This is a genomic window from Burkholderia lata (assembly GCF_902499025.1).
In the GTDB taxonomy this organism is placed as follows: Bacteria; Pseudomonadota; Gammaproteobacteria; order Burkholderiales; family Burkholderiaceae; genus Burkholderia; species Burkholderia lata_C.
This window is the reverse complement of sequence record NZ_CABVPW010000010.1, coordinates 43703-66228: the sequence shown is the minus strand read 5'-3', so window position 1 is coordinate 66228 and position 22526 is coordinate 43703. Positions and strand designations below refer to the sequence as shown.

Annotated in this window: 25 protein-coding genes; 11 read left to right on the top strand and 14 right to left on the bottom strand. The window is 66.6% G+C overall.

From position 1 onward, the window contains the following. Positions 1 to 8 precede the first annotated feature (8 nt). Together cblA and cblB are read right to left on the bottom strand one after the other, a co-directional pair. Entirely contained in the window at positions 9 to 509 is a 501-nt protein-coding gene (cblA, locus tag BDI24065_RS12200) for a cable pilus major pilin CblA (protein ID WP_174957894.1), read from the bottom strand. A gap of 3 nt (positions 510 to 512) precedes the next feature. Beyond that, complete coding sequence (gene cblB / locus BDI24065_RS12195; RefSeq protein ID WP_175031474.1) at positions 513 to 1334, bottom strand: cable pilus chaperone CblB; 822 nt, start codon at positions 1332 to 1334, stop codon at positions 513 to 515. 78 nt (positions 1335 to 1412) lie between these two features. On the opposite strand from cblB, the gene BDI24065_RS41370 reads away from it, so the two are divergent. After that, positions 1413 to 1538 (top strand): hypothetical protein, encoded by a 126-nt coding sequence (locus tag BDI24065_RS41370; RefSeq protein WP_302479458.1) that lies wholly within the window; start codon positions 1413 to 1415, stop codon positions 1536 to 1538. Between the two features lie 367 nt (positions 1539 to 1905). Here BDI24065_RS41370 and BDI24065_RS12190 read toward each other — a convergent pair whose 3' ends face one another. Continuing rightward, positions 1906 to 3036, bottom strand: coding sequence for a 3-deoxy-7-phosphoheptulonate synthase (locus BDI24065_RS12190; protein ID WP_254609742.1), 1131 nt, complete (start codon positions 3034 to 3036; stop codon positions 1906 to 1908). Positions 3037 to 3230: 194 nt separating this feature from the next. Continuing rightward, positions 3231 to 4547, bottom strand: a complete 1317-nt coding sequence (locus tag BDI24065_RS12185; RefSeq protein WP_175031473.1) for a lipase family protein — start codon at positions 4545 to 4547, stop codon at positions 3231 to 3233. 403 nt (positions 4548 to 4950) lie between these two features. On the opposite strand from BDI24065_RS12185, the gene BDI24065_RS12180 reads away from it, so the two are divergent. From BDI24065_RS12180 to BDI24065_RS12170, 3 genes are read left to right on the top strand one after another with little or no spacing between them, the layout of a single operon-like run. Next, a complete protein-coding gene (locus BDI24065_RS12180) occupies positions 4951 to 5505 on the top strand; it encodes a hypothetical protein (RefSeq protein WP_175031472.1) in 555 nt (184 codons plus the stop codon). After that, on the top strand, positions 5505 to 5957 hold the full coding sequence (locus BDI24065_RS12175) for a hypothetical protein (protein WP_254609741.1): 453 nt from the start codon (positions 5505 to 5507) through the stop codon (positions 5955 to 5957). Before BDI24065_RS12180 ends, BDI24065_RS12175 begins: the two co-directional genes overlap by 1 nt. After that, the gene (locus BDI24065_RS12170) at positions 5957 to 7222 is read left to right on the top strand and encodes a hypothetical protein (protein WP_175031471.1); all 1266 of its coding nucleotides are present in this window, start codon (positions 5957 to 5959) and stop codon (positions 7220 to 7222) included. The genes BDI24065_RS12175 and BDI24065_RS12170 overlap by 1 nt, the downstream gene beginning before the upstream one ends. A gap of 90 nt (positions 7223 to 7312) precedes the next feature. Here BDI24065_RS12170 and BDI24065_RS12165 read toward each other — a convergent pair whose 3' ends face one another. Next, positions 7313 to 8020 (bottom strand): YceH family protein, encoded by a 708-nt coding sequence (locus tag BDI24065_RS12165; protein ID WP_175031470.1) that lies wholly within the window; start codon positions 8018 to 8020, stop codon positions 7313 to 7315. Between the two features lie 382 nt (positions 8021 to 8402). Between BDI24065_RS12165 and BDI24065_RS12160 the strand changes: the two genes are divergently transcribed. Then, positions 8403 to 9167, top strand: a complete 765-nt coding sequence (locus BDI24065_RS12160; RefSeq protein WP_175031469.1) for an SDR family oxidoreductase — start codon at positions 8403 to 8405, stop codon at positions 9165 to 9167. 29 nt (positions 9168 to 9196) lie between these two features. Here the strand turns inward: BDI24065_RS12160 and BDI24065_RS12155 are convergent, their stop codons facing one another. Genes BDI24065_RS12155 through BDI24065_RS12145 form a run of 3 tightly spaced genes read right to left on the bottom strand, consistent with a single transcriptional unit; the run spans position 9197 to position 11630 of the window. Beyond that, positions 9197 to 9904, bottom strand: a complete 708-nt coding sequence (locus tag BDI24065_RS12155; RefSeq protein WP_175031468.1) for an MOSC domain-containing protein — start codon at positions 9902 to 9904, stop codon at positions 9197 to 9199. After that, on the bottom strand, positions 9901 to 10797 hold the full coding sequence (locus BDI24065_RS12150; RefSeq protein ID WP_175031467.1) for a dihydrodipicolinate synthase family protein: 897 nt from the start codon (positions 10795 to 10797) through the stop codon (positions 9901 to 9903). The genes BDI24065_RS12155 and BDI24065_RS12150 overlap by 4 nt, the downstream gene beginning before the upstream one ends. 50 nt (positions 10798 to 10847) lie before the next feature. Next, complete coding sequence (locus tag BDI24065_RS12145; protein WP_175031466.1) at positions 10848 to 11630, bottom strand: aldolase; 783 nt, start codon at positions 11628 to 11630, stop codon at positions 10848 to 10850. Positions 11631 to 11764: 134 nt separating this feature from the next. Between BDI24065_RS12145 and BDI24065_RS12140 the strand changes: the two genes are divergently transcribed. Then, on the top strand, positions 11765 to 12307 hold the full coding sequence (locus tag BDI24065_RS12140; RefSeq protein ID WP_175031465.1) for a helix-turn-helix domain-containing protein: 543 nt from the start codon (positions 11765 to 11767) through the stop codon (positions 12305 to 12307). A 30-nt stretch (positions 12308 to 12337) separates the two neighbouring features. After that, the gene (gene hutC / locus BDI24065_RS12135; protein WP_175031464.1) at positions 12338 to 13075 is read left to right on the top strand and encodes a histidine utilization repressor; all 738 of its coding nucleotides are present in this window, start codon (positions 12338 to 12340) and stop codon (positions 13073 to 13075) included. 82 nt (positions 13076 to 13157) lie between these two features. On the opposite strand, the gene BDI24065_RS12130 is transcribed toward hutC, so the two are convergent. After that, complete coding sequence (locus BDI24065_RS12130) at positions 13158 to 14006, bottom strand: phytanoyl-CoA dioxygenase family protein (RefSeq protein WP_175031463.1); 849 nt, start codon at positions 14004 to 14006, stop codon at positions 13158 to 13160. A gap of 31 nt (positions 14007 to 14037) precedes the next feature. After that, positions 14038 to 14841, bottom strand: coding sequence for an ABC transporter substrate-binding protein (locus BDI24065_RS12125; protein WP_122948314.1), 804 nt, complete (start codon positions 14839 to 14841; stop codon positions 14038 to 14040). Positions 14842 to 15304: 463 nt separating this feature from the next. Between BDI24065_RS12125 and BDI24065_RS12120 the strand changes: the two genes are divergently transcribed. Both BDI24065_RS12120 and BDI24065_RS12115 read left to right on the top strand, forming a co-directional pair. Continuing rightward, the gene (locus BDI24065_RS12120) at positions 15305 to 15784 is read left to right on the top strand and encodes a helix-turn-helix domain-containing protein (protein ID WP_175031462.1); all 480 of its coding nucleotides are present in this window, start codon (positions 15305 to 15307) and stop codon (positions 15782 to 15784) included. After that, the gene (locus BDI24065_RS12115; protein ID WP_175031461.1) at positions 15781 to 16470 is read left to right on the top strand and encodes a nucleotidyl transferase AbiEii/AbiGii toxin family protein; all 690 of its coding nucleotides are present in this window, start codon (positions 15781 to 15783) and stop codon (positions 16468 to 16470) included. The genes BDI24065_RS12120 and BDI24065_RS12115 overlap by 4 nt, the downstream gene beginning before the upstream one ends. Before the next feature lie 3 nt (positions 16471 to 16473). Here the strand turns inward: BDI24065_RS12115 and BDI24065_RS12110 are convergent, their stop codons facing one another. Further along, complete coding sequence (locus BDI24065_RS12110) at positions 16474 to 17145, bottom strand: ankyrin repeat domain-containing protein (protein ID WP_175031460.1); 672 nt, start codon at positions 17143 to 17145, stop codon at positions 16474 to 16476. Positions 17146 to 17330: 185 nt separating this feature from the next. Here BDI24065_RS12110 and BDI24065_RS12105 point away from each other — a divergent pair, with 185 nt between their 5' ends. Beyond that, a complete protein-coding gene (locus tag BDI24065_RS12105) occupies positions 17331 to 18191 on the top strand; it encodes a LysR family transcriptional regulator (protein ID WP_175014858.1) in 861 nt (286 codons plus the stop codon). Between the two features lie 107 nt (positions 18192 to 18298). On the opposite strand, the gene BDI24065_RS12100 is transcribed toward BDI24065_RS12105, so the two are convergent. The 3 genes from BDI24065_RS12100 to BDI24065_RS12090 all read right to left on the bottom strand — a co-directional run bounded on the left by BDI24065_RS12100 (position 18299) and on the right by BDI24065_RS12090 (position 21309). Further along, positions 18299 to 18772: a nuclear transport factor 2 family protein gene (locus tag BDI24065_RS12100; RefSeq protein WP_175031459.1), complete on the bottom strand. Its 474-nt coding sequence runs from the start codon at positions 18770 to 18772 to the stop codon at positions 18299 to 18301. A gap of 67 nt (positions 18773 to 18839) precedes the next feature. Beyond that, positions 18840 to 20024 (bottom strand): amidohydrolase family protein, encoded by a 1185-nt coding sequence (locus BDI24065_RS12095; RefSeq protein ID WP_175031458.1) that lies wholly within the window; start codon positions 20022 to 20024, stop codon positions 18840 to 18842. Between the two features lie 85 nt (positions 20025 to 20109). After that, the gene (locus tag BDI24065_RS12090) at positions 20110 to 21309 is read right to left on the bottom strand and encodes an amidohydrolase family protein (protein ID WP_175031457.1); all 1200 of its coding nucleotides are present in this window, start codon (positions 21307 to 21309) and stop codon (positions 20110 to 20112) included. A gap of 463 nt (positions 21310 to 21772) precedes the next feature. Here BDI24065_RS12090 and BDI24065_RS12085 point away from each other — a divergent pair, with 463 nt between their 5' ends. Beyond that, positions 21773 to 22420, top strand: coding sequence for a glycine zipper 2TM domain-containing protein (locus BDI24065_RS12085; RefSeq protein ID WP_046548769.1), 648 nt, complete (start codon positions 21773 to 21775; stop codon positions 22418 to 22420). Positions 22421 to 22526 lie beyond the last annotated feature (106 nt).

The following is a 22526-nucleotide window of genomic DNA, read 5'->3' as shown; positions in this document are numbered from 1 at the left end:
CGGAGGACTTAGCTGCCCGACGCCGCGCTCTGCGTAAGAATCACGCTGACGAGCCCCTGGTAGTTGCCGGAAGCCGTGACGGGTTCGACCTTCGTCTGTTCGATCGACAGCGGCAGCACGTTCGAGCCTTGCGCCAGTTCGCCCGGGAACAGCTCAGCCACCTTCAGCGTCGTCGCCGTGGTGGTCACCTCGGTGGCGCCCAGCTTGACCGCCAGCGGAATCTCCGCTGCGCCCGGATTCGTCTGGTTCTTCAGCGCCGGCGTGCTCGCGAGGCGAATCTGCAGATCCTTCGCCTTGTCGTTGGTGAAGATCTTCGTGTTCACCTGCGCGGCCTGAAGGCCCGAGCCCGGCAGATATTGCATCTGCATGGTGGTCGGCAGTGCCGAGCCGTCCGCCGACAGCATTTCGAGCGTCGTGTCGACGTTGGCGGTGACGGTGATGTCCTTCTGAACGGCGTGCGCCGACATCGACATCAGGGCGGCGGCAGCGATCGGAATGAATTTCAGCATGGGTTAGTCCTTCTGGTTGGTTGAAACAATGGTGTGACCCGCCTGGGTCTCGTTATTTGCGCTCGGCGCGTTCATCGCGTCGACGGAATGCGCACGCACAACCTTCTGCTGTACGTCTGCCATTCCCCCTACTCGATATCGGATTCGCACATAAGGTGCGGCACGCAGCCCCTTCAGCGTGAATTGCTGGTCCGGGTAAACGCTGCGATCAAATTTTTTCCACTCGCACGATGCTTCGTCCTGCTCGGACTGGCACGCGCCGGCTTCGAGCAAGCCGATCCGGACGTTGCCGGTATTGACCAGTGCGCCGTTCGACACGTTGAAATCAGGCACGACCGTCTTCGGCAGCACACGGATGAGCGGCGCCCAGACGAGGCTGAAGTTGACCTTGCCGGAGACATCACCCGGTGCGCCGGATTCGTCGTCTGACGGCGCCGCCGCGGGCTGCAGATAGACGCGATACAGCGCCTCCTTCTGCGGTACGCCCAGCGGGATCACCCGCACGAGCCGCGTGCCACCGGCCGGCAACGCGAACTTGGCCGGCGAGATCACGATCGCGTCGTCGCCGGAGTTCATGCCGGCTTCCTCGCGCTCGTGATCCGTCGCCGGATCGATCACGCGCTTCGCGATCGCCTTCACGTATTGAGTCGCATCGGATTTCGAATAGATGCGCAGCTCCGCAGCCGACTCCTTGCCAGCCCCGATCGACGCCGCCATCGGATAGACCAGCATGTTCGCGCTGGCGATCGACGAGGCAAGCGACATCGCGATTGCGGCCAGCGACATCCGGTGCGGGCGGTATTTCTTGTCAAAAATAATTTGCATAACTTATCGATATAGAATCCATTTCGCGCATTCGCGAGCAGTCAAACCTCGCTCGAGTCAGATTCCAGGCGACTTGTCATGAAGCCCTTCGTCGATGCGGGCTGCAAGCAGCCCGATCATTCAGGCGACCGCGGAATCTCCAGCGCTTTGCCTATCCGGCGCCGTGTCAGGCACACCGGCTATCGCAACGCATTGCTTGATTAGGATTCTGACTAAACAGATGGGCACGGAATATAGGAATTGTCCTAAAGTTGATGCTTCTGCACCAATCAGCAGGGCTATTTCGACTATAAAGGCCCCAATACCCGCGATCCGCATAGTGAAACGGAACGCGACGAGCGACAGGAAAACACGCTCGCGAAACGTTTCCGAACGGAGCGGCTCACGAAACACCGACCGGTACTACCGGGCAATCGAGATGGGAAGACGCGCGGGCAGGACGCCGGCGCGCGATGTGACGTTGAAAACGCGGGCGAGCGCGCATCCGACGGGATGAAACAACTGACTCGGCGCCAATCGTCGTTGGCGTACCGCATATGACGACGGCGGGCGCTAACCCGCCGCCGTTACCTCACGCGTTGCGCGACTGCGCGCGCCGTTGCCGCACCGCCTCCGCCAGCACGTCGAGCACGGGCTCCGTCTGCGTCCAGCTCAGGCACGCATCGGTGATCGACACGCCGTACTTCAGCGGCACGCCCGGCTTCAGGTCCTGGCGCCCGGCCTCGAGATGGCTCTCGACCATCACGCCGACGATCCGCTGCTCGCCCTGCGACAGTTGCCGCGCGAGATCCTGCGCGACGTCGATCTGGCGGTCGTGCGACTTGTTCGAATTCGCGTGCGAGCAATCGACCATCACCTGTTCGCGCAAGCCGGCCTTGCGCAGCACCGCGCAGCTCGCCTCGACATGCTCGGCGTCGTAGTTCGGCCCGTTCTTGCCGCCGCGCAGGATCACGTGCGCGTCGTCGTTGCCGCGCGTCTCGAAGATCGCGGCCATCCCCATCTTCGTCATCCCCATGAACGCATGGCTCGCGGCCGCAGCGACGATCGCGTCGGACGCGACCTGCACGCCGCCGTCGGTGCCGTTCTTGAAGCCGATCGGGCAGCTCAGGCCCGACGCGAGCTGGCGATGGCTCTGGCTCTCGGTCGTGCGCGCACCGATCGCGCCCCACGCGATCAGGTCGGCGATGTACTGCGGGCTCAGGAGGTCGAGGAATTCGGTCGACGCCGGCAGGCCCAGCGCATTGATGTCGAGCAGCAGTTGCCGCGCGGCGCGCAGCCCTTCGTTGATGCGGAAACTGCCGTCGAGACGCGGATCGTTGATGTAGCCCTTCCAGCCGACCGTCGTGCGCGGCTTCTCGAAGTAGACGCGCATCGTGATCAGCAGGTCGTCCTTCAGCGCATCGGCGGCCACCTTCAGGCGGTGCGCGTAATCGAGCGCCTGGTCGTGATCGTGGATCGAGCACGGGCCGACGACGAGCAGCAACCGGTCGTCGCGGCCGTGCAGGATGTCGCCGATCGCGCGGCGCGTGTCCTCGACGAGCGTCTGCGTGGCGGCCGGCACCGGCAGTTCGTCCAGCAGCAGTGCCGGCGAAATCAGCGGGCGCACAGCGCCGATGCGGACGTCGTCGATGCGCGTGGTGTCCTGCGTCGCGTCGGCGCTGCCTACCTCGCGATCATGGGAAGGATTGTCGAGGTTCTGCATGGTGATTCTCCGGGGGGACGTCTGGAATGATGGGCAGGCTCGATTATGGCACCCGGGCGGGACGGTGGCGGGTTGCGGCGGGGGAACGGGTGCGGCTGCAGGGCGGCAGCGCGACGGAGATCAGCAGACGAAAAGAAAAAGGCGACCCGTGGAGGGTCGCCCGGCGATGCGCCGCATCACGTGCGGCGTTGCGGCTAGTGCAGCGTCTCGGGCGCCAGCGAATTGCTCGGCAGCAGCGACGTCAGCCAGCAGTTGCTCGGTGCGGCTTTCCCGTTGAAACGGTCGTAGAGCCACGGCAGCATGCCGGCCACCCACGGCACGATCGCGCCCGCATGTTCGAGCGGATACTCGTTGTACGTGACCGGCGTGCCGCTGGCGCAGAACTTCTGCGCCAGCGCGCGCACGTCGTACGCCATCATCACGCCGTCGCCCACCTGGCTGCTGAAGGTACCGTCCAGCGCGCCGGCCGTGCCCTGGCCGATGAACATCGGGATCGTCGGCGATGCGGCAAGCCCGGCATTCACCTTGTTCGCATACGTCACGTACACGGGAATGCTGTTGATGTCGTTCGCGTATTGCGGCTTGAACAGCGTGCCCCAGTGCAGCCCCGTGTACTTCGGCAGGATGTACGCGAGCGACTGGCTCTGGATGTCCTTGAACACGGCGACGCCGGTATCGCTGAGATAGGGCGTCAGGTCGAAGCCGTAGCCGCGCGACAGCCCGGCCAGCGCAGCCGCGGCCACGCCGCCCCACACGATGCTGCCGTCCACATAGCGCAGGTTGTGCGCGGGGTCGACCAGCACGCCGCCTTCCGCCGCGCCGACGAGCTGCTTGTTGATCTCGGGCGCATAGCTCGGCGCGAGCTGCGCGGCCCAGTTCGTCGCGATCGCGCCGCCGGAATAGCCGATCATCGCGACCTTGCTCGACGGATTCAGGCCCGTCGACGGCGTATTGAGCGCCGCGCGGATCGAATCGAGCGTCGTCATCCCGTATTCGGGGCCGGCAGCGAAGTCGGCCGTCTGCCCTTCCGTATCGGGCACGATGACGTTGTAGCCCAGCAGCAGCAGCGTCGACAGCGGGATCGATTCCGCGCTGTAGAGCAACGTGCCGATGTTGATGACCTTGGTGACGTCGCGGTCGCCGGCGATCACCTGCGACGGCTCGTCGTACGGGTTCAGCGAATCGTAGGCCGACTGGTACGAGATCGCCTGGCCGTTGCTGACCTGGCTCCGGATCACGGACGTCACGTTGACGACCGGCTGGTTCAGCGCGTTCTGGGTGCGATACAGCAACTGCTGCGCGGTCAGCGCGGTGGGGATGCCGGCCACGTGGTAGGTGACGTTGCGCGTCTTGAGCACCGTGCCAGGTGGAATCGACGCCAATGGCGTGGTGCCGGTGTACGTGTAGAACGGGTCGGATACGGTCGGCGCGGCGGCGCTGGCCGGCAGTGCGGCGATGGCCAGCGTGGCGGATACGGCCGCCGCGGCCATCATGAAACCTCTGGAGGACATGGTTGGGGCCCCTGGGATAACCTGCTTTCATCGAAGGAAGTTCGCGGTGTTGCAGACCATCTTGTGTGCTGCTTCAAAACCGGTTCCAAGCCATCGACTGTCTCCTATGAATGAGTAATCCGGCTCGTTCTGAATCTGTAATTTTAGTAGGAGTACAAACCGGATTCATTGAAGCACAACGCGCACGCGATCGAAGGGCGTTTTCCATTGTTTGAAGGTAAACGTCTAAACCGGACGCCGCGCGATGTGGGGCGCACCGGCCGTTCGGCCGACTGTTCGCGTTTTGCCGAAGTGCCGTACGATCACGGCTGTCCGGTACCTGAACGGCCGCGTCGTGCGATGTCGCCGCGCCGCACACTGCCGGTTCGTAACCGATCGTTCCCTGCCCAACCGACACGCCACGATGACCGTCTCCGAACTTCTCCGCGCCATCCGCCAACCGTATGTCGACCTGCTCGCGAAAGCGGCTGCACAACCGGCCGTGATCGTCGAGCCGGCCTACCGCCGTGCCGACGGCACGCTCGCCACCGAAGGGCCGCTCGCGCTGCCGTGCCGGGCCGACCTCATCGCGACCGAAGGTGAATCGGCGGGCCAGCCGACGATGGTCGATTCCGCCACGCAGCTGGCGTTCGAGCCGTTGGCGTTCAACCTCGAAACGGCAGCCGTGTCGATCCGTCCGTTCGTGTGGGACTGGGCCACGATCGAGGCCGACGGTCTCGACGAAAGCGCGGCGGCCGATGCGTTCAAGACGTGGTTCTTCGCGTGGTTCGATGTGGACGACGAGAACACGCCGGCCGAAGACGGCCTGCACGGGATCGTTCACTACCTGTCGGAACCGGTTCGCACGGAACAGGGGTGGCGCGTCAATGCGGATCTCGGTTCCGCGCCCGAGACGGCCGTCGAGGATCTGCTGTTCCGGCTCGTCGATGCGGGCGCCACGCGCATCGTGCTCGGTTGATGCCGCACTTCATTCCTCACCGGCCCATCATGAAAATAGCCCTTGCCGCCCTGTTGCTCTGCGCGTCGCTGCCCGCGTTCGCCAAGGTCTCCACCGAGGTGTACTGCTTCAAATCGGACGGCGACAAACCCGTGCGCTTCGAGATGCGCACCTACTACGACGATGCCGTCGATTGGTCGTGCGGCATGGTCCGCTATGCGAAAGCGAAAACAGCCCTGCCGCTGGTGGTCGAGCACGTTGACGAAGAAGTGCTCGCCGAGGGCCGCCCGCACCAGTTCACGACGACCTGGGTCGAAATGGTCGACGGCAGGATCAACGGGCGGTACGAAATGATGTCGCAGGGCGCGATGATCTATTCGATGACCTATACCAGCGCGCGCACCGGCAAGCAGACCGCGTTCGGCAGAGTACTGGACGTCGACGCATCCGAATCAACCGGGTGCCGCTGGTGATGCGCCCGCTGATCCGGATTGTGCTGGCGCTGATCGCGCTACGCGCGGGCTTCGCGGATGCCGCACCGCGCACGGTCTACGAAGGAACGCTGCAAGGCGCCGGCGCCGTCGTGATGGAACTCGACAATCGCCCGGCTGCGGATGGCACGATCTCGGGCCGCTATTTCTATACGCAGTACGGCATCGATATTCCGCTGCACGGCAAGCCCGCGCAGCTCGTCGAGCCGCTCGATCGAAGCGCTTTGCCGGACGATGTACGCAACATGACGCGAGACAGCGGCGAGGCCGACTTCGACCATCCAGCGGCAACCTGGCGCGGCACGCAGGACAAGGACGGCTATCGCGGCCAGTGGACCGACGCGCGCACCGGCAAGACGCGCGGCTTCACGCTGCGACGCATCGCTGAATACGATCCCGACGCGGTTGCGCGCAGCTCCGTCGAAGCCATCACCGACCGCATCGCCGGCGGCGTCGGCAGCGGTATCGCAAGCGGCGTGGCCATCGACATGCGGCAGGCGCCTTATGCAACGCTGAAGCTCGCCGGGCACGCGCAGCCGGCCGGCCCCGAGATCGGAAGCGGCACCGTCGCGTACCGGATGTGGCGCGACCCGCGCACGAAGCTCATGTATCCGCGGCTGAGCCGCCATCCCGATCCGGTGGTCATGGCAGGGGTCAACCGCCTGCTCGAGCAGCAGCATTGGCGGATGAATCTCGCCGCGCTCGCATGCGCGTCGACCCGCTACACCGACGACGGGCCGGCCGCCGGTTCGCTCGGTGACTACGACGACGAACACGTGACGGTCACGTGGCTGTCGCCTGCGGCGCTCGGCATCGTCGAATCGGGCAGTACGTACTGTGGTGGCGCCCATCCGAACAATCACTACGAACCGGTCACGTTCGACCTGCTGCGTGGTACGTACCTCGACTGGAATCGCGTGATCGACGCGACTACGGCGGGCAAGGACGGTGACCCGGGAACGAGCCCCGCGCTGGAGAGTTTCATTACGCGATTGCGCGACAAGGCAACACAGAGTGAACAAGTGACGAACGGCGAAGGCAATTCGCTGTCGTGCGCCGACGTGTTCCCCGAGTATCTGGCGTTCGAACTCGATGCACCCGGCAAGCTGTCATTCGTCGTATCCGGAATCGGTCATGCGGCGGGCGCTTGTCTCGGGCCGCAACTCGATGTGCCGTTTGCGGCGCTCGCGCCGATCCTGAAGCCCGACGGCGCGCGTTATCTCGTACCGGGTGTCAAGCTGAAGTAACGCGGCGGTGCGGGCGGTATCGGCACCGCGCGCCGGACCGGCCACGTGGCGACGGGGCCGGGCGATGCACATGCGCCGCCGCTATTGACGTCAGGACGCGTCGCCTTGCGTGTCGACGTCGATGCCCAGCTCGCCGGCCATCCGCAGAACCAGCGCATTCAGCCGCGCGACCTCATCCGCGAGGCGCTTCTGTTCGGCCTTCAGCGCTTCGAACTCGGAAGGCGGCACGGAATCCGCGCCGCCGGCATCCGCGCTCGCGTAGTCGGCCAGGTTCACTTCGCCGCACATCAGGTGCATCCAGCGGTTCTCGCGCGCACCCGGTGCACGCGGCAGCCGGACGACGAGCGGCTGCGTGCGCGCCGCCAGTTCGTCGAGGAACGCCTCGACCGACGAGATGTCCGCGAAGCCGTGCAGGCGTGCGCTGTTCAGGCGCAGCTCGGCGGCCGTCTGCGGGCCGCGCAGCAGCAGGATCGTCAGCAGCGCGATCGCCTGGCTCGGGATGCCGAGCACGCGGTTCGCGTTGTGTTCGAAACGCGGCACGCGACTGCTGCTGCCTTCCATCACGAGGCTCAGATGCTTCAGCCCGTCGAGCGCGGTCGTGACTTCGTCCTCGCTGACACTCATCACCGGCGAGCGCGCGGTTTTCTGGTTGCAGCCCGCGGTCAGCGCATTCAGCGACAGCGGATAGGTGTCCGGCACCGTGTGCTGTTTCTCGACGAGCACACCGAGAATGCGGGCCTCGAGGGGCGTGAGTTCGCGAAGGGCGCGTGGCGTGGGCGTATCCGGCGTGGTGTTCATGAGTGGTGTCGCAGCGTGCAGCAGGTGAAGGGAAACCGTCGCGGCCCGTCCGGCATCGCGCACGGGCGAGCCATATGATAGCTCGCGTCGCGTGGCCGGGCGCCGCACCGCGTGCCGACGCGCGCACTTGCCGCAGCCGGCTTTCGTCCAACGTATCGGCCGGCCGGTGCCGCGCGGCGGATTCCGCCTCCTTACTCCCGGCCGCGTTTGCGCGACGCGCATGCGGGCGCTACGATATGCGTCACCCCGACGTCCGCGGCGCCGCGCGACCGCCTTCGCACGCAACACCACGCATCGCCCGTCCCGCACGCCATGCCGCCACGCATGCGCACCGCTCGTCGACGCCGCTCATCCCGTTCACCCCTTCGACCCGTTCACCGCCATGACCGCATCCTCTTCCGCACCGCACGTGCGCGCCATCGTCACCGGACACACGCGCGGCCTCGGCGCGTCGCTCGCCGAACAACTGCTGCTGGAAGGCGTCGCCGTACTCGGCGTGTCGCGCAGCCGTCATCCGTCGCTCGCGTCGCAAGCCGGCGACCGTTTCGCCGAAGTCGAACTCGACCTGTCGGACCCGTCGGCCGTCGCGGCCTGGCTGGCCGGCGACACGCTGCGCCGCTTCGTCGACGGCGCATCGATCGTGCTGCTGTTCAACAACGCGGGCATCGTCGATCCGATCGGCCCGCTCGCCGCGCAGGATCCGGCGATCGTCGCGCGCGCGGTCGGCGTGAACGTCGCGGCGCCGCTGATGCTGTCGGCCGCGCTCGCGCAGGCGGTATCCGCCACGACCGAATGCCGAATCCTGCACGTGTCGAGCGGCGCCGCGCGCAATGCTTATGCAGGCTGGAGCATCTACTGCGCGACCAAGGCCGCGCTCGATCATCATGCACGTGCGGTCGCGCTCGACGCGAACCGCGCAATGCGGATCTGCAGCGTCGCGCCGGGCGTCGTCGATACGGGCATGCAGGCGACGATCCGCTCGACCAGCGAAGACAACTTCCCGATGCGCGAGAAATTCGACCAGCTGAAGTCGAGCGGCGCGCTCGCGACGCCCGAAGCGGCCGCGCGACAGCTGATCGGCTATGCGTTGAGCGACGCGTTCGGCTCGGCGCCGACCGCCGACGTGCGGGAACTGCCGAGCCACTAGGTCACGCGGTCACGCGGTCACGCGGCTCGTCATCGTCCTTCGAGCCGCTTCGTCCAGTCTTCTACCTGCCGCTCCGTCCGGCGCTTCTCGAGCATCGTGCGCCAGCCGGGCGGCAGTATCGGGACGTCGCACAGCGCATCGAGCGCGGTCATGTCGAGCGTGCGCCGGTACAGCACGTCGAGCACGGTCGACAGCGGCCATTGCGGATAGCCGCGCCGATCCAGCACCAGCACGTCGCCCGGCGCCACCCAGCCTTCCCGCAGCACACGGTAGTACCAGCCCGTCCGGCCGCTTTGCTGCACGAGCGCGGCCATCCGCGGATGCTCGAAACGCGCGTTGAGCTTCCAGCACGGCTGCCGTGACTGCGACACCTGCAGCACGGCACCGCCCAGCGTGAACACGTCGCCGAGGCACACGTCGTGCTCGGTCACGCCATGCGTCGACAGGTTCTCGCCGAATGCACCCGGTTGCGCGAGCACGTCGCGCGCACCGATCTGCGCGGACCACCACGCATAGTGATCGTGCGCATAGTGGTGGACCGCCTTGTCGGGGCCGCCGTGATGTCGCGGATCGGCCTGCTCGTCGCCGGCAAAGCCGAGCGTGCCCAGCCACAGACGCGCGTCGACCGCCTGCTTGTCGATCGCGCTGGCGTGCGGCGTGCCGGCCAGCGGCCGGCTCCTGCCGACCCGCACCGCGCCGATGGCGGCCGACATCGCCGGCCGTGCTGCGTCGCTCATGTCGTCACACCGTCCGGCAGCGCCGCGAGCAGGCGTTCGAGTTCACGCGTGCGCGCGTCGCCGAGCGGCATCAGCGGCTTCCTCGGTTCGCCCGCATCGAAGCCGCGCAAGCGCAACCCGGCCTTCACGGTCACCGGCAACCCGCCGCTGACGATGAACTGCAGCAGCGGCAGCTGCGCATGAAAGACCGTCCTGGCGTGCGCGAGGTCGCCCGCGCGCATCGCGTCGAACAGCGCGAGCGGCAACGCCGCATTCAGGTTCGGCGCGGCCGTGCACCATCCAGCCGCACCCGCCGCGAGCGCGGCAAGCGCCATCGGATTGCTGCCGTTGTAGAACGGAATCGCGCCGTCGCTCAGTTGCGCGAGCCGGTGCATCCGCCCGATGTCGCCCGTGCTCTCCTTCACCATCGTCACGTTGTCGACGGTCCGGCAGATCGTCGCGATCAGGTCGGGCGACATGTCGACGCCGCTCGTCGCGGGGTTGTTGTACAGCATGATCGGAATGCCGATCGCAGCGCCGATCGCGCGATAGTGCGCGACGATCTCGTCGTTGGCGAGCTTCCAGTACGACACCGGCAGCACCATCACCGCATCGGCGCCGGCCTGTTCGGCGAAGCGTGCGCGGCGCACCGCGCCCGCCGTGGTGAGATCGGAAATGCCGACGACGGTCGGCACGCGCCGGCGCACCGCGCGAATCGACGCGGTGGCAACGGCCTCCCATTCGGCGTCGGACAGGTACGCGCTTTCGCCGGTACTCCCCAGCGGCGCGATCGCGTGGACGCCGTCGGCAATCAGGCGCTCGATCAGCGCTTCAAGCGCTTTCAGGTCGACGCTGCCGTCAGCAGAGAACGGCGTAACCGGATAGGCAATGATGCCTTTCAACAGGATGGACACGATAGGTATTCCTCAATGATGATCGAACAACGCGAAAACGAAGAGCACATTCACGCGACGCAGTCCTGATGCGCACGCAATGCGCGGCGAGCGTAGTAGTCGAACGTCACCGCATCGCGCTTCGGCTTCGAGATCCAGTCGTGCGCTTCGCGCGCCAGCGCCGGCGGCACCGGCTTGATCTCGCCGGCCGACATCGCGAGCAGCTGCAGCTTCGCGGCCCGTTCGATCAGCAGCGCGAGGATGCACGCTTCCTCGATCGTCTTGCCGACCACGAGCTGGCCGTGATGCGACAGCAGGATCGCGCGCTTGCTGCCGAGCGCCTTCGAGATGATCTCGCCTTCCTCGTTGCCGACCGGCACGCCGGGCCAGTCCTTCAGGAACGCGCAATCGTCGTACAGCGGGCAGGTATCCATGTGCGACACGACGAGCGGCTGCTCGAGCATCGACAGCGCCGCGACATGCGCCGGATGCGTATGGATGATGCAGTTCACGTCCGGGCGCTCGCGGTAGATCCACGTATGGAACCGGTTGGCCGGATTCGGGATGCCCTCGCCATCGACGACATCGAGATCCTCGTTGACGCGCAGCAGGTTCGCGGCCGAGATCTCGTCGAAACCGAGCCCGAGCCGCTGCGTGTAGTACGTGCCGGCGTCGCCCGCGCGGCAGGTGATCTGCCCGGCCAGGCCCGAGTCGTGACCGGCATCGAACAGGATCCGGCACGTGAGCGCGAGCTTCTGCCGCGCGGACCAGCCGCTGTCGCCCACCGCGTGGTCCAGACGCCGCTCCGCCAGCGCGACCAGCGCCTCCTTCGTCAGATTCAGCGTTTCCGCCATGTTCACCTCCTGAATGGATCGGGTCGGTCGCGCCGTCCGCGGCCGCTTTCCCGGAGAAACATGACACACAATACACCACAGGACACTTTGTGTCATGCGTTACAATCGGTTTTTCGAAGGACACTTGGCGCCCCATGACGATTCGCCTGAAGCTGCTCAGAAAACAGAAGGGCTGGACGCTCGACGTGCTGGCCGACGAGACGGGCCTCACCAAGAGCTACCTGTCGAAAGTCGAGCGCGGCCTGAGCGTGCCGTCGATCGCGGTCGCGCTGAAGCTGTCGAAGGCCCTGAGTGTCGATGTCGAGCAGTTGTTCTCGGAAAGCCACAACCGCGAGCTGATCACGGTCACGCGCGCCGGCGAGCGCACGGCGATGGGCGCGGCGGCCGACAGCCAAGCGCACCGCTTCGAAAGCATCGCGGCCGGCGTCGCGCCGAAGAAGATGCTGCCGTTCGTCGTGCATCCGCCGCACGAATTCGTCGCATCGACGTTCCGCGAGCACGAAGGCGAGGAATTCCTGTTCGTGCACAAGGGGCGCGTCGAAATCGAATTTCCGAACGAAACGGTGCAACTCAAGGCCGGCGATTCAGTCTATTTCAACGCACTCATCCCGCACCGCACGCGCAGCCTCGGCACCGCGCAGGCGGAGATCCTGGTCATCGTCAGTCACGACGACTAGCATCGTCACCTCTTCGCGCAAGGATCCCCGATGGTCACGAAGGCCACCGCACCGTTCCAGCAGATCAAGACGCTCGTTCGCCAGAACGTCGAATCGGGCGACTGGCGCCCCGGGGACCGCATTCCGTCCGAGCTCGACCTCGCCGCGCAGTTCGGCGTCGCGCGCATGACGGTCAACCGCGCGCTGCGCGAGCTGACCGAGGAAGGCGTACTGAAGCGCATCGCGGGCGTCGGCACCTTTGTCGCCGAGGTGAAGCCTCAATCGAACCTGCTGATGATCGCGCACATCCGCGATGAAATCCGCGCGCGCGGGCACGAATACCGCTGCCGCGTGCTGAGCCAGTCGAGCGAACCCGCGTCGTTCGACGTCGCGGCCGCGTTCGGCCTGCCGGTCAACACGCCGGTGTTTCATGTGGTGTGCGTGCACGAGGAAAACGGCCGCCCGATCCAGCTCGAGGATCGTTACGTGAACCCGGCGGCCGCGCCCGGCTTCATCGACCAGGATTTCCAGGTCGAACCGCCGTCCGAGTACCTGTACAACAACGTGTCGCACTACGAACTGGAAATCGAGCACGTGGTCGATGCGTCGCTGCCGACCGGCGAACAGGCGCGGTTGCTCGACATGCACGCCGACGAGCCGTGCCTCACGCTCACGCGCCGCACCTGGACGAACGGGCAGCCCGTCACGTTCGTGCACTTTCTGCATCCGGGCAATCGCTACCGGCTTGGCTCGCGCTTCAAGCCGGGCGCCGGACGCCACCCGACCTGATCCTTTTCCCCCAGTACAAAAACGCACGGCGGCCGTTTCGTCAGGAAACGGCCGCCGCGTCCGTCATGCACGCCCGCCGGCGTCAGATCGCGCCGGCCTGCCCCGCGCCACGCGACCACACGACCGGAAACAGCGGGTGATCGAGCGGCGCGCCGTCGGGCAGCTGCTCGGCGAGCCCGGGGAAATCGGGCGACGTCTTCCAGCGGCGCGGCGCGTGACGGATATCGTCGCCGACGAACCGGATCGAGAACGCGCGGCGGCGATTCTGCGTACCGCCCGACGCATGCAGCGTGAGCATTCGGAAGCACACCATGTCGCCAGGCTCCAGCGCCCAGTGGCGGATCGGAAACGCCGCGCGATCGCCCTCGATGTCGGGCAGGTCAGCCAGGCTGCCTTCCGGGAACCACTTCGCTTCCTTGTCCATGAACGTGCGCGGCATCAGCCACGGCCCGAGATGCGAGCCCGCGACGAATTCCAGCGTCGATTCGAGCGGCACCGGATCGACCGGAATCCACATGCTGACGTTGTCGTCGCCTTCGATGTTGTAGTACGGCTGGTCCTGGTGCCACGGCGTGCGCTGCCGCGTGCCGGGCTCCTTCACGAGCAGGTGGTCGTGATGCAGCCGCACGTTGTCGGTGCCCATCAGCGCGGCCGCGACGGACGGCGCCGGCGAGCGCACGATGAAGTCGCGATACGCATCGTTGTGCTGCCAGTTGCAGAAATCCTCGAAGAACCAGCCCGGATCGTCGGGCCGGCTCGCGACTTTCGCGCGCTCGCTCGGCTGTGCGAGATTCGTATCGATGCCGGCGCGCAGCGCGGCGACTTCGTCGGGCGAAAAGATGCCCTTGATGCAGACCGCGCCTTCCTCGCGGAACGCGGCGATCAGTTCGGGCGTCACGGCTTGCGCGACGCGATCCTGGAGACTCGTCATGATGTGCCTGTCGATGGAGTGAATCACGGAATCACGGTGCCGAAGTCAGCTGCTGCTTCGCGCCGTAGATGTCAAAGTCGAAATATTTGGCGGCGATCTTCTGGTACGTGCCGTTCGCGCGAATCGCGACGATCGCGTCGTTCAGCCGCTTCTTCATCGCTTCGTCGCCCTTGCGCACGCCCATTGCGACGCCGTAGCCGGTGATCCGCACGTCGGTCACGTCGGGGCCCGCGAACGCGTAGCCCTTGCCGCGCGGCGTCTTCAGGAACGAGTAGCCGGCCTGCGTCTTGTCCTGGAAGGTCGCGTCGAGGCGGCCGTTGACGAGATCCTGGTACACCTGGTCCTGGTTCTGGTACGAGACGATCGTCACGCCCTTGGTCGCCCATTCGGCCTTCGCGTACGCCTCCTGCGTCGTGCCCTGGTCGATCCCGATGCGCTTGCCCGCGAGCGATGCGGCGGTCGGCAGCAGCTTCGAACCGGCCGGCGCGACGAGCGCACCCGGCGACGCATACAGCTTGTTCGAGAAGTCGATCTGCTTGAGCCGCTCGTCGGTGGCCGTCATCGCGGACATGATCACGTCGAACTTGCGCGCGCGCAGCGCCGGAATCATCCCGTCGAAGCCCTGCTCGACCCACACGCACTTCGCATGCAGTTGCTCGCAGATCGCATTGCGCAGGTCGATGTCGAAGCCGGCGAGCGAGCCGTCGGGCTGCTTCGCCTCGAACGGCGGATACGTGGGGTCGATGCCCCAGCGGATCGTCGACGCGTCCTGCGCGAACGACACGAGCGGCGCGAACGCCAGCGCGGTAACGAGGAGCTTTGCAGTGCGGTTCATGGCATGTCCTTGAGAGTCTCGACGCGGCGGGCGAACGCCGGCGTCCGGTGGGGAGCGTTGCGCGAAAGACAGGGACTTCGATGAAACTGCGTTGCAGTCTAGACCGCTCAATTTTTGAGCGCAAGCGGGAGAAACGGGGGTGGGTGGAGGGCGGGCGAGGGCTCGAATCAGGGAGGAGAAATGGGGTGGTGCTTGTTGTATGGCTGTATGACTGGATTCCTCCCGTTCTTTGGAGGTGTTTCACCCTGCGCGACGCACGCCCGCCACAGGACGTGTTTTTCCGGATATCTGTAGGGTGACGATGTCTATACCGGTGATCTCATCACGGTCTTGACCAAGCGTGTCCAGCGGTGAGGGCGATGCGCCCTAGACCACGACGGAATTCTCCGACGACGAAAACCCATTCAAAGATGTAAGATATACCTTACATCGAAGATCGCCGTACCCACGCCAGGAGGTCGCCATGCAACTCTTTGAAATTGGTCAGGCTGTCGCAAAACGGCGGGCGGAACTCGACCTCACGCAGGCCCAACTTGCAAAGCTCGCCGGCTTGTCTCGCCTCACCGTGAACCAACTCGAATCGGGCAAGGTCAAGGATCTCGGCGTCAACAAGCTGATTCCGCTGCTCAGCGTGCTCGGCATCGAGCTCCTGGCACTACCGCGGCAGCCGCAAAACGGTCTCTACAAGGCCGTTGTGAGTTCCAACGTCAGTTACAAGGGTGAATTGACCGAACGACTGCTGGCCGACGCGTTGGCTACCGGACGGATTCCGACGGGATATGAATCGCAGTTTTCCGTCATCCTCGACGAAGTGCCTCTGCCGGTGGTGGTGAAAGCCGCCGAGGAAGCCGCCGAGCGCTCAGGCACGCCCCTTCGGACCATCTGGAAAAACCTCGCCGCATGGTCGAAGGATCTTCATCTGTACCGGGAGGTATGGGCATGACGGCACCATCCACCTTGCCCGACGGCCCATGGCAAGGTCTTTTCCGTCACGCGCTAACGCTGGTCGAAGAGATACGGAAGCACGGCACGTCGAATCCATTCTGGACTTTTGGTGGTGGCACGGTCCTCATGCTGCGTCACGGCCATCGCGTCAGCAAGGATGTCGACATCTTCGTACCCGATCCACAGTATCTCGGGTACGTGAATCCACGCATCAGCGACGCGGCAGCCGATATCGCGACGAACTACGAGGAACACGCCGGGTTCGTGAAGCTCGTGCTGCCCGACGGCGAAATCGACTTCGTGGTCTCCCGGAATCTGACGTCTCCCGGCTATGACGAGTGGATGCTGATGGATCACGTCGTCAAGGTCGAGACTTCCGCGGAGATCGTCGCCAAGAAAATGTGGCACCGTGGCGATCGACCGACCGCGCGGGACCTGTTCGATCTGTGCCTGGTCATCGAGCGGGAACCAGAGAGCCTGATGGCAGCCGGCGCATTCCTCGTCCGGCATCGCGATACGTTTCTGCGTCTGCTCAAGGAGCATCGTGGGTTCGTACAGCCACGCTTCGACGACATCCAGACACTCGGCTACACACCGTCGTTTGACTATTGCGTCGAACTGGCTGAAGCATTCCTGCGGAAACTTCCCGGCGGCACACCCGCACCAAAGTCACGCCGCCGATGAACCTTATCGCGCCCCCGCCGCCAGCACCCGCTCGATCGCCCCATACCCGCGCTGCCGCGCATGCTGCAGCGGCGTCTCGCCGTTGGAATAGGCGAGATTGACGTTCGCGCGCCCGTCCACGAGCAGTTGAACGATCCGCACATACCGCTCGTCGCCGTCGCCGAGCATGATCGCCTCCAGCAGCGCAGTCCAGCCGAGCCGGTTTACATGGTCGACGTCCACGCCCGCATCGATCAGCGTGCGCACCGTGTCGACATGACCGCGTTCCGCCGCCGGAATCAGCGCGGTGCCGCGATACCGGTTCGTGCTGCGCAGGTCGGCGCCGTGCGCAAGCGTCATCTGCAGGATGTCGAGATGGCCGCGCGCACCGGCATACAGGTACGGGCTGTCCTGGATCGCATCCTTCGCGTTGACGTCCGCGCCCGCGTCGATCAGCACGCGCGCCGCGTCGACGTGATTGCCGTGCGTCGCAATCAAGAGCGCCGTGCGGCCCTGCCCGTCGCGTGAATCGATCTGTGCGCCGCGCTCGAGCAGCGTGCGCACCTCGCCCGCATCGCCGCGATCGGCCGCGCTGCGCAGCCGGCCTTCGAGCGCGCCGCCGTCGGCGGCGGCCACCGCCGACGTGAGCGGGGTCAACGCAAACGAGCCGATGATCGTGATCCGTTTGAACAACATCCCGTTTCCTCCTTGCGTGCCGCGCACGCCGAAGCGCGGCCGGTGCCCTGCATCAGGCGCCCCCGTGGCGCCGCGCGACGCCCCGCCGCGTCCGGCGAAACCGCGATTGCCCGCGGCGTCCGGCCATGTTAAAAGTCGTCGCACGCATTTGGAAATGAAATGTTCGAATCCGCAAAAGTGCAGAAATGAATAGACCCCTGTTCGACCTCGACCTGCTGCGCGCGCTCGTGATGGTCGCCGACTGCGGCAGCTTCACGACGGCGTCCGCGCGCCTGCATTCGACGCAGTCGACGGTCAGCCAGAAGGTGCGCCGGCTCGAGGAAATCGCCGGGCACCGCCTGCTCGACCGCGGCACGCGCGACGTGCGGCCGACCGACGCGGGCGTGACCGTGCTCAGCTATGCGCGGCGCATGATCGCGCTGAACGACGAGATGCTCGAAGTGCTGTCGGGCGCCACGGTCGCGCTGACGATCCGGCTCGGCGTGCCGGACGATTTCGCGGCGGGCCGCACGACGCATGCGCTCGCGGCGTTCAAGCGCGCGCATCCGCAGGTGAAGCTCGAAGTGATGTGCGGGCTGAGCCGCGACATCAGCGCCGCGTACGATCGTGGCGAGCTCGACCTCGTGCTGATCAAGCAGCGGCGCGACAGCCGCGAAGCCGTCGTGCGCTGGCCCGAGAAGCTGCGCTGGATCGACAGCGCGAAGCATCCGTCGATCGATCTCGACCCGGTGCCGATCGTCGTATTCCCGCCGCGCGGGCTCTATCGCGACGACATGATCAAGGCGATCGAGGAGCGCGGCCGCCGCTGGCGGATCAGCTTCACGACGTCGAGCCTGAGCGGCATCCAGGCCGCCGTCGCGGACGGGCTCGGCATCAGCGTGCTGCCGGCGCGCGTGGTGACGGACGAGCACGTCGTGCTGACCGCGAAGCAGGGTTTCGCGCCGATCGAGCACATGGACATCGCGATCCTGCATCGGCCGACGGCCGACCCGATGGTCAGCGAGCTGACGAAGGCGCTCGCGACGATGCTGGAGCTCGAGGAGTAGCAGGAAAACCGGATGCGGCGGCAGTGTGAAGGACGCCGCGGCGGCGCCGGCACGGCCGATGCGACGAGATCGCGGGTGCGTCGACACGCCCGCGCACCCGGTACCCGTCAGAACATCGTGTTCCCGTTCGCGGCCTGCTCGGGCACCGGCTGGTTCACATCCCAGTGCTCGACGATCTTGCCGTTCTCGAGCTTGAAGATGTCCATGATCGCGCTGCCGCGCGTGCCGGGTTCGCGCACCGCGTGCACGTGCAGGATCACGTAGTCGCCGTCGACGAACGAGCGCTTGATCTCGCTGTGCGACTGCGGATACTTGTCGCGCAGGAACGCGACGAACTTGCGGAAACCGTCGCGGCCGTCGGCCGCGTTCGGGTTGTGCTGCACATAGCGATCGCCGACATACGCGAGTGCGGCGTCCGCATCCTTCTCGTTCAGGCCTTTTTCGTAGAACGCGAGCACCGTCTGCCGGTTGGCTTCCTGTTGCGCGTCGGTCGGCCCTGCCGCCACCGCGTGCGCGGCCGTCACGGCGAACAGGGCCGCCGCCATCCATCGTGCGGCCCGTGCCGCTGTCGTGCGTCGCATCGTCGTCTCCCGCGAGATCCGGCTGAAAACCGGATCATACCGGGGCGACGCAGCGCTCAGTCTGTACTCAGACCAGCGCGCCGTTGCGCGCGACGATCTTCCCCGACGACACGACGAGCCGCCGCACCGGCCGCGCGACGACGGCCTCGGCGAACGTCAGCGCGTCGACGAGCACGACGTCCGCGCGGCTGCCCGGCTGCAGCCCGTAACCGTCGAAGCCGCAACCGCGCGCCGCACCGTGCGTCACGCAGTCGAGCGCGACTTCGAGCGCATCGTCGCGGCGGAAATCGTTGCGCATGCCGATCAGCATCGCGCGTTCGAGCATGTCGGGCGAGCCATACGGCGTCCACGTATCGCGCACGCCGTCGTTGCCGCCGATGACCGTCACGCCCGCCGCGCGGCACGCGGCCACCGGCGGTACGGGCACCGCGGCCGGCGCGGTCGTGACGAGCCCGACGCCGAGTTCGGCCATCCGTGCGAGCAGCGCATCGCGCTCGCGTTCGGCGATATCGCCGAGACAGAACCCGTGGCTGATCGTCACCTTGCCCTGCATGCCGTGCGTAGCCGTGCGCTGCAGGATCAGGTCGAGCGAGTACGCGCCCATCGATCCGCGCTCGTGCAGGTGAAGGTCGAGCCCGCGGCCATGGCGCTCGGCGATCGCGAACAGCACGTCCACCGCCTCGACCGGATCGCCTTCGATCGCGCACGGGTCGAGCCCGCCGAGCAGATCGGCGCCGGCAGCAAGCGCGTCGGACAGCAATGCATCGGTGCCCGGCCGCTTGAGCACGCCCGATTGCGGAAATGCGACGATCTGGATCTCGACCTGCCCGCGCAGCGTCTCGCGGGTCGCGAGCACGCCGTGCAGATGCCGCAGCCCGGCTTCGGTATCGATGTCGACGTGCGTGCGGATGCGCGTCGTGCCGGCCGCGAGGAACGCGCGCGCCAGCGCGAGCGACGCGACGCCGGCGTCATGGCCGCTCGTCGCGTGATAGTGGCGTTCGTTCTCGATCCGGTCGACGAGGCGCGGCCCGACCTGGTTGCGATACCACGGCATCCCCCAGTGCGTCTTGTCGAGATGCGTGTGGCCTTCGACAAGGCCAGGCAGTGCGAGCGCGCCCGCGCCGTCCTCGATCGCGCAGCCGGCGGGCGCGTCGAGCGACGGGCCGATGCGCGCGATGCGATCGCCTTCGATCAGGATGTCGAGCGCGGCGTCGGCGCTCGGGCGGACGTTGCGGATCAGCAGGTTCGTCATGTCGGTTCCGGTGGGGTCGGTCAGTGCGATCGGTGCAGTCAATGCGAAGGGGGCACGGCGCATGCCGTGCCGCCGGTCGGGTCGGTCAGCGCGTGAAACGCAACGCGGGAGCGAACGGCGCACCCGTGTCGCTCTCGCCGCGACGGAACACCCAGCGCTCGGCCGGCACGCCCGCGACGGCCGCCGCCGCATTCGGCGCACGCACCGCGACGAATGTCGCGTCGCAGCCGACTGCAATTCCGTAGTTATCCTTGCCGATCACGCGCGCGCCGGCGTGCGTCGCCATGTCCAGCGCGACACCGAGCGCTTCGTCGGTGTAGAAGCCCGACCGGTAGCCGACCATCATCGCGCGCTGCAGCATGTCGCCGTTGCCGTAGGGCCACCATGCGTCGCGGATGTTGTCGTTGCCCGCGAACACGTGCACGCCTGCATCGCGCAGCGCCTGCACCGGCGGAAACGCGCAGTCGCCCGGCGCATTCGTCAGGATCGACACGCCGGCTTCGGCCAGTGCCGCCGCGGTGCGCTGCACGTCGTCATCGCTCACCTGGCCGAGCGCGTACGCATGGCTCACGTTCACGCGGCCGCCGAGCCCCGCCGCGCGCGTGCGCGCCGCGATCCGCAGCAATTGCGCGATGCCCGTGTCGCCCGGCTCGTGCAGGTGAATGTCGATCTTCGCGCCGCGCTTCTCGGCGATGCCGAACACGATGTCGAGCTGGCCGTCCGCGTCGCCGTCGAGCGTCGTCGGGTCGATCCCGCCGACCACGTCCGCGCCTTCGCGCACGGCTGCGTCGAGAATCTCGGCGGTGCCGGGGCACGACACGACGCCCGCTTGCGGAAACGCGACGAGTTCGATATCGACGATCCCGCGCCATTGCTCGCGCGCGGCCATCACGGCCTGCAGGTTCGACAGGCCGGTGGTTGCATCGACGTCGACGTGGCTGCGCATCGCGACCGTGCCGAATGCGGCGGCCTGCGCGATCAGCGCATTCGCGCGCTCGACGATCGGCGGCGCGGCCGCGAGCTGGCGCTTCTCGACCGCGAGCCGCTCGCGCAGCGTGCCGACCGGTTCGTGCGGCACCCAGCGATCGCCGACGAAACTCTTGTCGAGGTGGATGTGGCCGTCGACGAAGCCGGGCAGCACGACGCGGCCGTCGAGGTCGATCGTTTCCGCGCCGGGCGCGGCTGCGCAATCGGCGCCGATCGCGGTAAAGCGGCCGTCACGGACGACGAGGTGGATGGGCTGGCCGCCGGCGTCGACGGCGTTGATGAAGAAGCGTTCGGTCATGGCTCGGAATGTGGGGCGGTCGCGGCACGTCACCGGCGCGGACAGCGGAAGTAACCGCAGCCGGCACGGCGCGACCGTTGGCAGGGAATCCGGCCACGATATCGGACGCCGCCGCCCGAGACCAATTAAATGTCGCGATGCCGCGCATTCGATTTCGCGATGCACGGCGCGCGCGGCCGCCGGGCATGGCACGGCGATGGGGCGGGATCGCAGGGAAAACGGGGGGAAACCGAGGGCCGAGCCGCGTCGACATCACCGGAAAGCAGGCGTCCGGAGGCTGCCTCGCGTCCATGCCGGGCGCCGCTTCAGCGCGCCGCCCGCGCGGCGATTTACGCGGCAACAGACTTTACACGTTGTTACCCGGCCGCACCGGACGCGCCACCGGCCATTCCTTATACTCACGCCGAGTTCGCCACCCGTCCCGGAATTCGTCGGCGAACCCGTTGCCGATGCAGGAAACATCATGATGCGCATGCCTTCCACGAAGACCGTTCTGTTCGCCTCGCTCGTCGCCGTCGCGGCGCTTCCGCTGACCGCCTGCGTCGCGCCGGGTTACTACGGCGCGCAGCCGGGGTATCCGCAGCAGCAGCAATACGCAACGCCCGGCTACGCGCAGCCCGCGTATTCGCAGCCGGGCTACGTGCAGCAGCAACAGCCGTATCCGAACCAGGCGCCGCAGCCGTACGACCAGTACGGCAACCAGCAGCAATACGGGTCGCAGCCGTATGACCAGTACGGCAATCAGCAGCAATACGGCAACGGCTACGGCACGCAGTACGGCACGGTCTCGAACATCCAGCCGGTCAACGGCTCGGTCGGCCCGTCGGGCGTCGCCGGCACCGTCGTCGGTGCGCTGGTCGGCGGCCTGGTGGGCAACCAGTTCGGTCGCGGCCACGGCCGCGATGCGGCGACCGTGATCGGTGCGCTCGGCGGCGCGGTGGCCGGCAACCAGATCGGCCAGCAAATGGGCGCCGCGCAAGGCCCGAGCAGTTACCGGATCGACGTGCAGGTCAGCGACGGCTCGATGCGCTCGTTCGACGTGCAGTCGCCGGGCAACCTGCGTCCGGGTGATCGCGTGCAGATCAACGGCAATCAGCTGGCACGGTATTGATTCGGATACGGTGCGCCTGACCCGGTCGGGCGCATCGTCGCGCCTTTGACGTCGGGCGCCGGTTCGGCGCGACGGCGCGCCTGTCTCACCTCATCCTCGTTCTTCG